Origin of the sequence: Kitasatospora sp. NPDC085464, assembly GCF_044541955.1 — a bacterium.
Taxonomy (GTDB): domain Bacteria; phylum Actinomycetota; class Actinomycetes; order Streptomycetales; family Streptomycetaceae; genus Kitasatospora.
Window position 1 is genome coordinate 61,618 of the sequence record NZ_JBITTM010000024.1, and the last position, 13,225, is coordinate 74,842.

9 protein-coding genes are annotated in these 13,225 nt (G+C 74.6%); 5 read left to right on the forward strand and 4 right to left on the reverse strand.

Features of this window, described 5'->3' with window-relative positions:
- The first annotated feature begins 254 nt into the window (after positions 1-254).
- Positions 255-677 (forward strand): BlaI/MecI/CopY family transcriptional regulator, encoded by a 423-nt coding sequence (locus ACIGG8_RS21995; protein ID WP_396550016.1) that lies wholly within the window; start codon positions 255-257, stop codon positions 675-677.
- Positions 674-1,651: a M56 family metallopeptidase gene (locus tag ACIGG8_RS22000; protein ID WP_396550018.1), complete on the forward strand. Its 978-nt coding sequence runs from the start codon at positions 674-676 to the stop codon at positions 1,649-1,651. The genes ACIGG8_RS21995 and ACIGG8_RS22000 overlap by 4 nt, the downstream gene beginning before the upstream one ends.
- Positions 1,652-2,056: 405 nt before the next feature.
- On the opposite strand, the gene ACIGG8_RS22005 is transcribed toward ACIGG8_RS22000, so the two are convergent.
- Positions 2,057-2,767, reverse strand: a complete 711-nt coding sequence (locus ACIGG8_RS22005; protein WP_396550020.1) for an alpha/beta fold hydrolase — start codon at positions 2,765-2,767, stop codon at positions 2,057-2,059.
- Positions 2,768-3,053: 286 nt separating this feature from the next.
- Between ACIGG8_RS22005 and ACIGG8_RS22010 the strand changes: the two genes are divergently transcribed.
- The 3 genes from ACIGG8_RS22010 (at position 3,054) to ACIGG8_RS22020 (ending at position 8,108) form a co-directional block, all read left to right on the forward strand.
- Complete coding sequence (locus ACIGG8_RS22010) at positions 3,054-3,836, forward strand: AraC family transcriptional regulator (protein ID WP_396550022.1); 783 nt, start codon at positions 3,054-3,056, stop codon at positions 3,834-3,836.
- A gap of 67 nt (positions 3,837-3,903) precedes the next feature.
- The gene (locus ACIGG8_RS22015; protein ID WP_396550024.1) at positions 3,904-4,380 is read left to right on the forward strand and encodes a hypothetical protein; all 477 of its coding nucleotides are present in this window, start codon (positions 3,904-3,906) and stop codon (positions 4,378-4,380) included.
- A gap of 176 nt (positions 4,381-4,556) precedes the next feature.
- On the forward strand, positions 4,557-8,108 hold the full coding sequence (locus ACIGG8_RS22020) for a tetratricopeptide repeat protein (protein ID WP_396550026.1): 3,552 nt from the start codon (positions 4,557-4,559) through the stop codon (positions 8,106-8,108).
- Between the two features lie 28 nt (positions 8,109-8,136).
- Here ACIGG8_RS22020 and ACIGG8_RS22025 read toward each other — a convergent pair whose 3' ends face one another.
- From ACIGG8_RS22025 to ACIGG8_RS22035, 3 genes are all read right to left on the reverse strand, one after another.
- Complete coding sequence (locus tag ACIGG8_RS22025; protein WP_396550028.1) at positions 8,137-8,955, reverse strand: alpha/beta fold hydrolase; 819 nt, start codon at positions 8,953-8,955, stop codon at positions 8,137-8,139.
- 409 nt (positions 8,956-9,364) lie between these two features.
- Complete coding sequence (locus ACIGG8_RS22030; protein WP_396550155.1) at positions 9,365-10,159, reverse strand: NAD-dependent epimerase/dehydratase family protein; 795 nt, start codon at positions 10,157-10,159, stop codon at positions 9,365-9,367.
- Positions 10,160-10,275: 116 nt separating this feature from the next.
- Positions 10,276-13,122 carry an AAA family ATPase gene (locus ACIGG8_RS22035; protein ID WP_396550030.1) on the reverse strand — a complete coding sequence of 949 codons (2,847 nt, stop codon included), beginning with the start codon at positions 13,120-13,122 and terminating at the stop codon, positions 10,276-10,278.
- Between the last annotated feature and the right edge of the window lie 103 nt (positions 13,123-13,225).

A 13,225-nucleotide genomic window follows, 5' to 3' on the forward strand; every position in this document is an offset into this window, starting at 1 on the left:
ACGGTTGGTCTACATTGTTGTCGTCGTATCGAATCGTGTGGTTCCCGGGGGACTTGACGGTGCGTCCGAGCGATTGTTCGCCCGAGCCCGGGGCACCCCCTGCCCCGCCACCGCCGGAGTAGTGCCCCCTAGAGTTGAGCGAGGCACACCCGGGCTCCGCACGCCCGACCCCGTCTCGTCACCACACCGGGTCCGGGCGGGCGCCGGCCGGCGCCCGGGGCGTGCCGGTCGACCGCATCGGAGCAGGGGGAGAGATGGCGAGGGACGGCCGGGAGGCCAGGCGCCCGCACGGGGAGCTCGTCGCGGACGTGATGGCGGTGCTCTGGGCGGCCGGTGAGCCGCTGACCGCCCAGCAGGTCAAGGGCGCCCTGCCCCAAGGCCTCGCCCGTACGACGGTGACGACGATCCTGGCCCGCCTGCACGAGAAGGGGACCCTGGAGCGCACCAGGCCCGGACGCTCCTTCGCGTACGCCCCCGTGGCCGACGCGGCCGGGCTGGCAGCCGGCCGGATGCGCCGGGAACTGGAGAAGGAACCGCACCGGGACCTCGTGCTGAAGCGTTTCGTCTCCTCGCTCTCCGCCGACGACGGGGACGCCCTGCGGCGCCTCATCCTCGAAGCGGAGTCCGAACCGTCCCCCGCCCGGGAGGGTGAGGTGGAACCGGAGGGCAGGCCGTGACGCTGTTCCTGGTGATCGTCGCCCTCACCGCCGCCCTCCCCTGGGCGGCGGCGCCCGCGGCCCGCCGACTGGCCGGACTGCTCCCGCCCCGCGAGGCCTCCCTCGTGCTCGCCGGGGCTGCCGTGCAGCTCGCCGGCGGGACGGCGGCGGCACTGATCGCGCTCTTCCACGTGCCGGTCCTCGCCGGGCTCGAACACATGGACCTCGGCCGGGTGGCCGCCGACTGGCCGGCGGTCGTGCCGGTGTCCTGCGTCGCCGGGGTGCTGCTCGCCGTGCAGGCGGTCCGGCTCGCGCTGGCCGTGCGCCGGCACCGCGTGCTGCTGTCGCGCGCGTGGACGCTGACCGGCGCGGGGACCGCGGACGGTGACCTCGTCGTCCTGCCGGGCGAGGAGGCGGATGCCTTCGCCCTGCCCCGCCACCGCGGGCGCGCCGGCCGTGTCGTGGTGACGGAGGGCATGCTCGGAGCCCTCGGACCGTCGGAGCGCGCGGTGCTGCTCGCGCACGAACGGGCCCATCTCCGCGGGCGGCACCACCTGCTGTCGGGCGTCGCCGACCTCGCCGCCACCGTCCATCCGGCGCTGGGGCGGCTGCGTGAGGCCCTGGAGTTCCACCTGGAGCGGTGGGCGGACGAGGCCGCGGCCCGGGCGGTGAACAGCCGGCGGACGGCCGCGACGGCCATCGCCCGCGCGGCACTGGCCGGCTCCGCTACGTCCACCGCCGTCTCCTCCGCCGCACCCTCCGGCGCGTTCGCACGCGGCGGCGACCGGTTGCTGTCCGTCCGTACGGGCCCGGTGCCCCAGCGGGTCGAGGCCCTGCTGGGGCCGGAGCCCGTGGGGCCCAAGGGGCGCGGAGCGCGCACCGTCGCCCTCGGGCTGATCGCCGCGGTGGTGATCTCGGCGGTGCTGGCGCTGGGCCTCGCCTACGGCCTGCACGAGTACGTGGAGTACGCGGCGCCGAGGGCTGCGGGGCGATGACCCGCAGGCCGACTACCGCGGGCCGGTGACCGCGCGCCGATGACCGCCGTGACGGTTCAGGGGAGGGGAGCAGTGGTGGTCGCAGTCGCGCTGCTCCCCGCCGGCCGGACCCCGGCCCGCGCACAGGTCCGGGTCGGCCGGTTCGACGAGCCGGATCAGGGAGCGCAGGACCGGCAGTGGTTCCTCGTTACCTCCGGTTGCGAGAGGACGAACGTATCGCTCGGGCGGACGCGAAGCACGGGATTGTCCTGGCTGCACTCAGGGCCCTGTCCCCCATTCCGCGGACGGCGGGCTGCAGGCCGAGCGGCGTCGCGGTGCGTCGACCCGTGTCCGACGGCGGGTCGCTTCAGTCGCTTCGGTCGCTCCGGCTCGGCGGCTCGGCACTGTGGGCGCGGCAGGATCCGCTCAGCGGCGAGCCGGCTGCCCGGGCGTCTCCACGCCCGCCGTGGGTTCGCCGAGCAGGATGGCGGCCACGGCCTCCGGGGCCTCGTGCATGGCGTTGTGGCCGGTCGGAATGTCGTGGACCTGCCAGTCGGGATCGGTCCGGAGGCGGGTGCGGAGTTCGGCGAACGGTGTCCGGTCCTCCCAGCCCGAGCAGTAGACGAAGTCCCGACGGGGGACCCGCGCGAACGCGCCGGTGAGCCGGATCGTCTGCAGGAACGAGGCGAGGGGGTGGGGGCGGCGGCGGGGATCGCCGCCCTCCGGCGGTCGGACGGCGTAGCCGGTGGCCGCGGCACCGGTGACGAAGACCTCCCGGAAGTGGTCGTTCGTCGAGGACCAGCACGAGTCGCCGTCGCGCGGCACGTAGGCGTCGAGGTGCACCAGTCGCGAGACCCGGCCGTCGGCGCGATCAGCGGCGGCGGCGATCACCATCCCGGCGTAACTGTGGCCGACCAGCGTCGCGTCGGTGATGCCGTGGCGATCGACATGCCGCAGGACGTCGTCGGCGTGCGTGTCGAGGTTGGCACCAGCGACCGTCGCGTTGTCGTCGTCCGGCCGCAGGCCGGTCAGGGTCAGGGCGTGAACGGTGTGACCGGCTCGCTCCAGCAGCGGGATCACCGCCTCGAACGCCCAAGAGCCCTTCCAAGCGCCGGGAACGAGGACGAATGACGTCATGGTCTTCTCTCCATCTCTCAAGCCGCGGCATCGAGGCACACCGCCTCGACGGCCTGACGTGTGGTTCGGTCCGGCGCCTCACGCGGGACGGAAGGCCACTCGGCATGCAGGTAGTGTCACCGGACCGACGTGTGGCTCGTCACCGATAGGACGCCAACTGATGCCCGTTCACCGCCAAGCCCGCCGGACCGCCGGTGTGACGTCACAGGTGTGGCCCTCCGGCGGGCGCCACCTCTGGCCGTCCGGCGGTACGAGCGCAGCGCAGTCCCACGCGCGGGGACACCTGGTGTACGCGGCCGACGGCGTCCTGGCGGTCCGCACCGAGCGCGGCACGTCGATCGTCCCCGCCAACCGGGTCGCCTGGACCCCCGCCGGGTTCACGCACCGGCACCGCGCCCACGGCGACACCGACATGCGGATCGCCTTCCTTCCGCCGTCCCTCGCCCGGCTCCTACCGGATCACCCCGTGGTGTTCCTGGCCTCCGGCCTCGCCCGCGAGGTCCTGCTCGCCCTGACCGCCCCCCGCAACGACGACGCCGCCGGCCCCGGCAACGACGACGCCGGGCCCCGCTACAGCCGCTCCGCGCGCCTCCGCCTCCTGCGCGTCCTCGTCGACGAACTCGACGAAGCACGCGAGCAGCCGCTGCACCTGCCGGAGCCGCGGGACGACCGACTGCAGGCCCTGGCCCGGATGCTGTACGAGACCCCGGCGGACAACGCCACACTGGCCGAACTCGGGAGGAGGGTCGGAGCCGGCACCCGCACCCTCAGCCGGCTCCTCCGCAGCGAACTCGGCATGACCTTCTACGAGTGGCGCACGCAACTGCGCATCCACCACGCGCTGGTGCTGCTCGCCGACGGCCACGACACCGGCCGAACCGCCTACGCCTGCGGATGGTCCAACCCCAGCAGCTTCATCACGGCGTTCACCGACATCATCGGCACGACCCCGGGCCGCTACCGTGCCGACCTCCGAACCACCGCTCGGGCCTCCCGGCTCCCGGCGGTGGTCGGGCCCTGTCGGCCGCCGCGGCCGAAACCCTGTGCAGGCGCCACGCATCTCTCATAATGTCCTTGACCCGCAGTAGAGTTGACATGATCCGGCGGCCCGGACGAGGCTGCGGGAAGGGGCGGTCATGACGGATGTGTTCGAGGCGCTCGCGATCGAGGGCGGCCAGCAGCTGGTCAGGGCGCTGGCGACCGGGGTGGTCGACCTGGTGCGCAGGGCACCCGCGCTCTGGCGTCGCTCCGGCCGGGACGCCGAACAGCGGATCGGAGCCGAGTTGGAACGCTCGTCCGCCGAGATCGCCGCCGAGTTCGCTGCCGAGGGGGAGGACGGCCCCGGGCGCGTCCGGGCCCGAGCCGAGGTCGTCTGGGAGACCCGGCTGCGCGACCTGCTCGCCGCCCACCCCGAGGCGCTTCAGGACGTGGAGCAGTTCCTCGCCGAGCTGAGGTCGCAGGAGCAGTTCCAGCCGCAGTCGCAGACCATCCAGAACATCACGGCCAGCGGGCAGAACGCCCAGGCCCAGGGCGTCATCGGCGGCAACATCGTCAACCTCGGGGTGGTCCGGGACGGCGGCGCCCGGGGCGACGGATCGCCGAACCGGCCGTGAGCCCACGACGGCGCGGCGGCCGGAGCGGGCCGGGCGTCGTCCAGCCCGTCACGGCCCTCGCGGGGAATGCCTACGGAGTGGTCGGCGGGGACCTGTACCAGGTTCCGGGCCGGGGGCCGGTCTACCTCCTGAGGGGGTACGCCCCCGCGGAGCCGGACCCCGGGCCGGTCCAGCACGTGGGCGCACCGCCGGTCCATCCGAGCCATCTGCTCAACGCGCGCACCGCCGTGGTGGAGTTCGTCGGCCGCGAAGCAGAGCTGCGCGAACTCACCGCGTGGCGCGACAGCGGAGTCCGACGGGCGGCGCTCTGGCTGCACGCCGCGGGCGGCCAGGGCAAGACGCGCCTGGCCGACGAGATCGCCGCCCGCACCCGGCGGCTGGGCTGGAAGGTGCTCAGCGCCGAGCAGACGATCGGCCGAATCGACGACACGGCACCCGCGAGCCAGGACCTGCGGATCGGCGGAGCACGCGGGCTGCTCGTCTTGGTCGACTACGCGGACCGGTGGCCCCTGACCCACCTGACCTGGCTGTTCAGCAACAAGGTGCTCCGCCAGGACGTCCCCGTACGGGTGCTCCTGCTGGCGCGCACCGCGCAGGCCTCGCAGCCGTTCCTGCACGCACTCGACCAGGCCGGCTGGGCTCCGGACACGTTCGCCGACCACCGCCTGGACCCGCTGCCCGACTCCGGGGAGGCGCGCGGCCGGATGTTCGCCGTGGCCCGGGACTGCTTCGCCCGCCACTACGGGCTGGACGCTCCCGAGGCCATCGCGGTACCGACCTGGCTGGAACAGCCCGAATTCGGGCTCACCCTCGCCGTGCACATGGCGGCGCTGGTCGCCGTGGACCGGCAGGCGCGGAACGCCTCCGCGCCGCTGCCGCCAAGCGCCTCCGCACCGCTGGCGCGGAACGCCTCCGCGCCCCGGGCGCCGAACGCCTCCGCACCGCCGCCGCCCGCCGACCTCATCGGCCTGACGAGCTATCTGCTGGCCCGGGAACGGCACCACTGGCAGGCGCTGTACGACGGCGGGACGGTCCCCGTCGGGCACGATCCCGCCGGAGGGCGGACGGGCCTGGACAGCACGCCCCTGGAGCTGTCCAGGGCCGTCTTCGTCGCGGCGCTCACCGGCGCGCTCCCGTACCGCGACGCGAGGCACGCCCTCGCGCGCGCCGGCCTCGCCGACGCCGACCGGGTCCTGGACGACCACGGCTACTGCTATCCGCCGACCGCCCCGGACAGCGCCCTCGAACCGCTCTACCCGGACCGCCTCGCCGAGGACTTCCTGGCCCTCACCCTGCCCGGCCACCGGATCTCCGGCCACGTCCCCGACCCCTGGGCGAGCGACGTTCCCGAGCTCCTGCTCGGCCGGGCCGAGTCGCCGGACGACGCCGGGCACGAACTCCCGTCCTTCGCACCCAGGACGATCACCTTCCTGGTCGCCGCCGCCACCCGCTGGCCCCACCTCAGAGGCGTCCTGGAGGCCGTCGAGGCCCGCATCCCGGACCGGACGGACGGAGCGCTCAGCGTCGCCGCGGCGACGCTGGCCGAGCACCTGGCCGAGGGCCGGCTGGCCGGCGCGACCGACGTCGAACGGGCTCGGATCCTGCAGGCGCTGGCCGCGCGCCTTTCCGCCGCCGACCGCTTCGACGCGGCCGTGGCCGCGCTCCGGGACGCCGTCCCGGTCATCCGACGACTGGCTTCCGATCATCCGCCGTCCCACGACAAGGAGTTGGCCGAAGCGCTGGTGTCCCTGGGTGCCTGTCTGCTGCTGCCGACCCTGGGCGGGGACGCCATGACGGCTGCCCTGAACCGGAGCGTCCGCGGCTTCCGGTGGGCACAGGCGGACGACCTGCCGGAAGCGGAGGCCGTGATCGACGAAGGGCTCGGCATCTTTCGCCGACTCGCCGCGGAGGACCCGGCCGAGCACGAGAGCGACTACGTCCACGTCCTGGGCGGAGCGGCCGGCGTCCAGATGCGGTTGGAACGGTTCGACCGGGCCCTGCCGCTGATCTCCGAAGTGGTCACGCTGTGGCGCGGGTTGGAACGCCGCAGCCCGGGGGATCACGAGGACGACCTCCTCACCTGGCTCGTCATGCTCGCGATCGTGCAGCTGGAAGTGGGCCGGCCGAAGAAGGCCCTGGCGTCGACCGCAGAAGTCATCGGGCTGTCCCGCCGATCGATGCACGAGAATCCCGCGCGGTACGGCCGGCTCCTCGCGGGCGGGCTCGACAGACGGGCGTCGGCCCTGGACATGCTGCACCGCCCCGCGGAGTCGGCGGACGCGCAGTCCGAGGCCGTCCGGACCCTCCGGAGCCTGCACGGGGACACGCAGACCGAGAACCGGGAGGACCTCCAGTTCGCCCTGCAGAAACTGGCGCAACTCCTCGCGGGTGCCGGACGCGAGCAGGAGGCGGTGGCCGCCGCCGAAGAGGCGATCGCGATCTCGCGCGATCTGCTCCGGAAGGATCCGGCCGAGCACGAAGGGCGACTCACCACCGCTCTGACCACCTTCGCCAGAGTCTTCGAGTCATTCCAGCGGTGGGAGGAGTCGCTGGCACCCCAGATCGAGGGCATCGGGCTCCGCCGCCGGATGGCCTGGCGCAACCCCGCGGAGTACCAGCGCCTGCTCTCCGTCGAACTCACCCTCCTGGCGAAGGTCTACGGCCACCTGGGGCGTTGGGAGGACATGCTGTCCACGGGCGCCGAGAGCATGGCGATCACCTTCCACATGGAGGGCTCGGCCAGATACGGTCCGGAGTGCGCGTTGACCCCGGCAGTCGCCCTCCTGACGAACCCGGCGGGGTCGCGGCCGTGGACGAGACGACTGCGGAAGAGCGGCTCGGCGGGCTTCACGAGCTCCGCGGGCTTCACGAGCTCCGCGGGCTTCACAGGCGAACTCGCCGAAGTGGTCGACAACTTCGTGTCCACCAACGCCGGTCCGGCGCGCGAGGACCCGGCCTTCCCCGGGCTGTGCGACACCGTCGAGCTGCTCCGCCGGCGGATAGCCGAGGACAACCCGGCCTCCCGGCTGTACCTCCGCCTGACCGGCAGCGACCCCCTGGGCACGGATTCGTCGCTGCCCGAGTCGCCCGCGGAATCCGCGGCGGCACTGGAACGCGCCGGCGGACTGCGCCGTGGGCGGAGGTGGCCCGCGCCCCGACGGGCCATCCCCGCCGAAGCCGAGCGCGCCACCGCCCTGGGAAGGGCGGCGACGATCCTGCGCAGGCTCGGACGACACGAAGAAGCGCTCGCACCCGCGTACGCGGCCGTCAACGTCCTCCTCAGAGTGGGGCCGTACGACACCGAGCACTACGAGTCCCGGCTCGCCGACGCCTGGATGCGAGCGGGCATCGTCTCCGCGGAGCTGGGCATGCCGATCACCGGCGCCGCAGCGATGCGCCGCGCGGTCGCCTGTCGGCGCAGGTCGGCCCGCGACCCCGTGGGCCCGGGCCACCTGGCGGTCGACCTGGCCGTCCTGGGGAGAACCCTGGCCAGGTCGGGCGAACTGGACGACGCACTGGCCTGCGTGCGGGAGTCCATGGCGATCCGCCGACGCCTGGGCGGACTCGGCGAACGCGGGCGCGGTCCGAAGGGTGCCCGGGAACTCATCGCCACCGCGAGAACACTCCTCGATGCCGTGGCCACGAGCCCGAACTGGCGCGGACCGGACGCGGACCACGCACTCGGGCTCATCGACCGGGCCCTCCTCCGGCCCGACGGTTCCTGGTAGTGCCGTGGACCAGGGGTGAGGCCTGCAGTCACCCCTGGAGGACCTGCGCCGCCGTGTCGCGGACGGCGCGGGCGAGGGCGTCGGGGGCGGCGAGGTGGGCGCCGTGCCCCTGGCCGGTGAGCGTGACGACCCGCGCGTTCGGCAGGGCCGCCGCCAGGTCGGCGAGGCGTTCGCGCAGGTGGGCGGGGCTGAGATCGCCCTCGATCAGGGTCGTCGGCGTTTCGAGCGTCGCGAAGCGGTCGACGCCGACGCCGAGCGCGTCGACCGCCTCGGTGTCGGCGATCTGCGCGGCCGCGTACGCGGTCAGCCTGGCCCGCGTGTCCGGGTCGGCGAACACGGCGTCCACCACCGGTGCGGGCATGCGGACGATGTCCCGCAGATGGATCCGCATCGCCTCGACCGGATCGCCCCCGTCGAGCGCGGCACGGGCCCGCGCTCCCGCGCCCCCGGTGTTCGGTCCGGCGACCGACTCCCGGGTGGGCAGGGGAGGTTCGTAGAGGAACAGGCCGGCGAACGCCGACCGGTCCAGCAGGGCGGCCTCCAGCGCGGCGACCGCGCCGGAGGAATGCCCCACGAGCAGCACCGGAGAGTCCAGGAGCTTCGCGACGGCGACGATGTCGGCGGCCTCGACGGCCATCGAGTGGGGAAGGACGATGTCCGCTCCGGAGACGTAGATCCGTCGGCGGATCCTGACGACGCGGAAGTCGTCGACGAGCAGGCGGGTGACGCCGTCCCAGGCCGTCGCATCGCCGCCCCCCGGATGGACCACCAGCAGGGTCGGTCCGGATCCGTCGTCAAGGGCGGTGATGCGTCGTCCGTCGTCGGCTGATGCGAGAAGCTCGGTCATGCGCACCAGCGTGCACCCGCCCGCCGTCATCCCACCGTCATCCCACCGTCATCCCGCCGGCATGCCGTCGTCGGTCCCGGCGGCATCCCACGTCGGGCGCGGTGACCCCGTACGGCGTTCACGTTCCGGCCCCCGGCGGCCCGAACGGGACACGCCTCCCGGCGTCGCCGGCCCGCCACAGCAGCCCGGACCTGAGCAGTTCCGGGTACGGCTCGAACTGGAACTGCGGCGGGGGAGCCATGTCACCGAAGGACTCGCCGAAGGCCTGCGGCGAGCGGGCCGGTTCCAGCAGCGCCCGGTGGCGCGCGGCGGCAGAAGCCGGACGCGGCCTGCTCGGCGCACAGGTCGTCCCCTGACGCGCCGCGGACGACGTCGTCCCGGCGGTTCTGCCGCCGATGGCGGGTGGCGGTCAGGGGCGGGCCTGGGTGAAGCGGCCGCCGAGGTAGCGGAACTCCGGGTCCTCTGCGGGGAGTTCGCCGAGTTCGGCGATCAGGTCGGCGGCGAAGAGTTCGGCGTCGTCCAGGGGTCGGTAGCCGAGTGCCCGGGCGGAGGCGAGGTCCCACCAGGCGCGGGTGTTGGCGGATATGCCGTAGGCGACGGTGTGGCCGGCCACCGGGCCGGTGAGGGCGGCGTGCACCAGGCGGGTGCAGTCGGCGGGGCTGAGCCAGGTGCCGAGCATCCGGACGCTGCGGGGCCGGGGAGCGAAGGAGCCGATGCGCAGGGAGACCGTCTCGATGCCGTGCCGGTCGGCGTACAGCGAGGCGAGGTTCTCGCCGAAGCACTTGGAGAGCCCGTAGTAGGTGTCGGGCCGTTGCGGGGTGTCCACCCGGACGGTGCTGCCGTCGGCGGGGCGCTCGGTGAAGCCCACGGCGTGGTTGCTGCTGGCGTGGACGATCCGCGGCACGCCCGCCGCGCGGGCGGCGTCGTAGAGCCGGTAGGTGCCTTCGATGTTGGCGGCGAGGATGTCGCCGAACGGTGCCTCGCCCGGGATCCCGGCCAGGTGGACGACGGCGTCGACGCCGTCCATCGCCGCCGCCAGCGCCCCGGCGTCCTGCAGGTCGGCGATGACGGCGTCGGGTTCGCCGGGCACCGGGAGGCGGTCCAAGCAGCGCAGCCGGTAGCCGTAGGCGGGCAGGGACTCGCGCAGGCAGGTGCCGATGCGGCCGGCGGCACCGGTGAGCAGGACCTCGCGGGGCTGGTTCACCATCGGTTGCGTCTCCATGATTCCTCGCAGGCTCGTCGGAACGGACGGGTCGATTCGGCGACGTGGGACGGTACCTGATGGTGCGTCGGAGTTCGAGGGGTTTGAAGGTGCGGGGGTCAGGGCGCGGCGGAGTGGTGGTCGATCCTGGTCAGGGCGTCGCGGAGGGCGGCGCGCGTGGTGACGCCCAGCTTGGGGAAGACGCGGTAGAGGTGGGCGCTGACCGTGCGGGGGGAGAGCCGGATCCGCTCGCCGATCTCCTTGTTCGTCAGGCCGGCGGCGGCGAGTTCGGCGACCCGGCGCTCCTGCCAGGTCAGCGGCACCGCGGTGGGTGCCGGGGTGTGGGGTGTGACCCCGGCGGCCCGCAGTTCGGCATGGGCTCGCGCGGCCCAGGCGGTGGCGCCGAGCCGGTCGAGCGCCTCGGCGGCCGGGGCGAGGAAGGCGCGGGCCGCGGCGCCGCCCTGGGCGCGGCGCACGCGGATCCCGTGGGCGAGCCGGATCCGGGCCAGCTCGAACGGGAACCGCTCGGCCGCCGGGTGGGACTGCGCGCGGGCGTACATCTCCGCCGCCTCCGCGTCGTCGTCGGCCGTCATCGCCAGGGCCCCGTGGGTGATCAGGGCCAGGCGCGGCGAGAGGTCGGGCAGGCCGGCGTCCCGCGCGGCCAGTGCGTGGGCCCGGGCCTGTTCGGCGCGCCCGGTGTGGAGGGCGGCTTCGACGAGGTCAAGGAGGGTCCGCGACGCCTGGTACGCGTAGGGTCGGAACGCCCCCGGCGCGGTGATGCCGATGGCGTAGAGGAACGCGGTCTCGTAGTCGCCGGCGCTCAGCGCGGTGGTCGCGCCGATGGCGTCCGCGAGCTGGGTGAGGAATCCGACGCCGCGCGGGCGGGCCCACGCGTCGACCTCGGCCTGCAGGTCGCGGGCCTCCTGTGCCCGGCCCCGTACGGCCGCTAGCTGGGCCAGGTAGGCGCGGGTCTGGTGCGCGAACAGCTGGTTGCCGGTCTCGGTCGCCAGGGCCAGGGCGTGCTGTCCGGTGCGTTCGGCGGCGTCCCACTGGCCGAGCGCGGTCTGGTCGAGCATGACCAGGTGCAGCATGACGATGCCGCTGGACGTGGCGCCGGTGTCCAGTTCGCGGTCCACGACGCGCTCCAGGTACGGGCGCAGCGGGCTCAGGACGTCGAGGTGGTAGGCCGACACGGCCAGGCGCGTGACGTCCCACGGGTCCTGGTGCTGCAGGTCCGCCGCGGCCCGTTCCACCGCCTCGGCGAGGCCGGCGCCGTGCCGGACGACGTCGCTCCAGGTGCCGGCGTACAGCCACGCCCGTTCGGTGGCGAGGTCGCCGAGGGAGGTGAGGACGTCGTGCGTGCGGTGCCACGCGGTACGGCTGCTGGCGTACTGGCTGACGGCGAGCAGGAGGCTGACCAGGCGGTCGAGCACCTCGCCGTTGGGGTCGGCGTCGGGCCGGGTCGTGGAGGGCCGGGCCGGGGAAGGCCGGGTCGTGGAGGGCTGGGCCTGGAACGGCCGGGCCGCGTCGCCGTCGCGCAGTCGCCCGATCGCCGCCGTGACCTGGCGGTGCGTGGCCCGCACGTCGCCGTTCTGGTACAGCGCCAGGTAGGCGTCGGCGAGGACCGCGGCGGGGTTGTCGTCCGAGCCGGGCGTGGAGGCGGCCAGTGCGAGGCTGCGGGCCTGGCCGAGCCGGTCCGCCTGCCCGGCGACGTACGCCGCGTCGCCGAGCCGCCGGGAGCGGTCGGCCCGGTTCTCGCTGAGCTCGGCGGCACGGGTCAGCCAGGACACGGCCATGCGTGCGCCCCCGCGCCGGGTCGCCGACCGGGCGGCGGTTTCGAGGGCGGCGGCCACCTCCTCGTCGGGGTCGACGGTGGCGGCCGCGAGGTGGGTGGCGCGCCGTTCCGGGTTCTCCCGGTGGAGGTGCGCCAACACCCGGTGGGCGGCCCGGCGTTCGTCCGTGGTGGCGAGCTGGACGACGGCCGACCGGACGAGCGGGTGCCGGAAGACGAGATTGCCGGTGGCCGGCTCGACGACCAGCAGGCCGCACCCGACCGCCTCGTCGACGCCGCGCATGCGGTACCCCGGGGTCGGGGCGTGGCCCTCGCCCGGCCTGGCCGCCGTGCCGTCGAGGGCGCCGGTCAGCAGTTGCGCCCGGACGGTGTCGCCGAGGCGGGCGAGGCGGGTGGCGTAGATCTCCTGGATCCGCCGGGGCAGCGGCACGCCGTGCGGGCCGAGCAGGTCCTCCGGCGCCCGGTCGCCCGGCTGCGAGGCGGTGTGGGCGGGCAGCTCCAGCAGTGCCAGCGGGTTGCCGCGGGCCGTCTCCAGCACGAGGCCGCGCAGGTGCCTGCCGAGCTGGGGGTGGTGCCGGTCCAGCAGGCGGGTGGCGTCCGCGTCGGCGAGCGCGTGGACCGGTGCCTCGGGCAGGGCCGCGGTGTCGAACCGTGAGGCGATGTCGCTGCGGACGGCCACCAAGAGCTTGACCCCGGGGCTGCCGGCCAGCCGGCGGCCGACGAACCCGCAGACGTCGGCGCTGGCCTCGTCCAGCCACTGGCCGTCGTCGAGGACGAGCAGCAGGGGCCGGGTCGCGGCGGTCGACGACAGCAGGTTGAGGACGGCGATGCCGAGGGCCATGACGGACGGCGGCGAGTCGTCCGTCCGGTCGAACACGGCGTCGAGCGCGGTGCGGGCGGCGGCGTTCAGCGGTGGCCGGCCGGGCTGTCCGCCGTCCGCGAGCAGCGGGTAGAGCAGCTGGTGCAGTCCGGCGTAGGGCAGTTCGGTCTCCGCCTCGACCCCGGTCGCTCGGATCACCAGGTGGCCGTCCCCGGCCGCGATCCGCGCCGCCAGGTCGAGCAGGGTGCTCTTGCCGACGCCGGCCTCGCCCCTGAGCAGCAGGGCCTGTCCGTCGGAGGCCTGCACGAACGCGGACAGCCTCGCCCGCTCGCCGTCCCGACCGACCATCACCATGCCCGGTTCCACGCCCGGTCCCCTCCCCTGCCCCGAGGTGCGCGACCCCGCCCCGAGGTGCGCGACCCCGCCCCGAGATGCGTGACCCCACCCCGAGGTGCAC

Bases quoted from the DNA above. Each gene is read 5' to 3' on its own strand.
- ACIGG8_RS21995 (WP_396550016.1), top strand. From the start codon at position 255: ATGGCGAGGGACGGCCGGGAGGCCAGGCGCCCGCACGGGGAGCTCGTC.
- ACIGG8_RS22005 (WP_396550020.1), bottom strand. From the start codon at position 2,767: ATGACGTCATTCGTCCTCGTTCCCGGCGCTTGGAAGGGCTCTTGGGCG.
- ACIGG8_RS22015 (WP_396550024.1), top strand. From the start codon at position 3,904: ATGACGGATGTGTTCGAGGCGCTCGCGATCGAGGGCGGCCAGCAGCTG.
- ACIGG8_RS22025 (WP_396550028.1), bottom strand. From the start codon at position 8,955: ATGACCGAGCTTCTCGCATCAGCCGACGACGGACGACGCATCACCGCC.
- ACIGG8_RS22035 (WP_396550030.1), bottom strand. From the start codon at position 13,122: ATGGTGATGGTCGGTCGGGACGGCGAGCGGGCGAGGCTGTCCGCGTTC.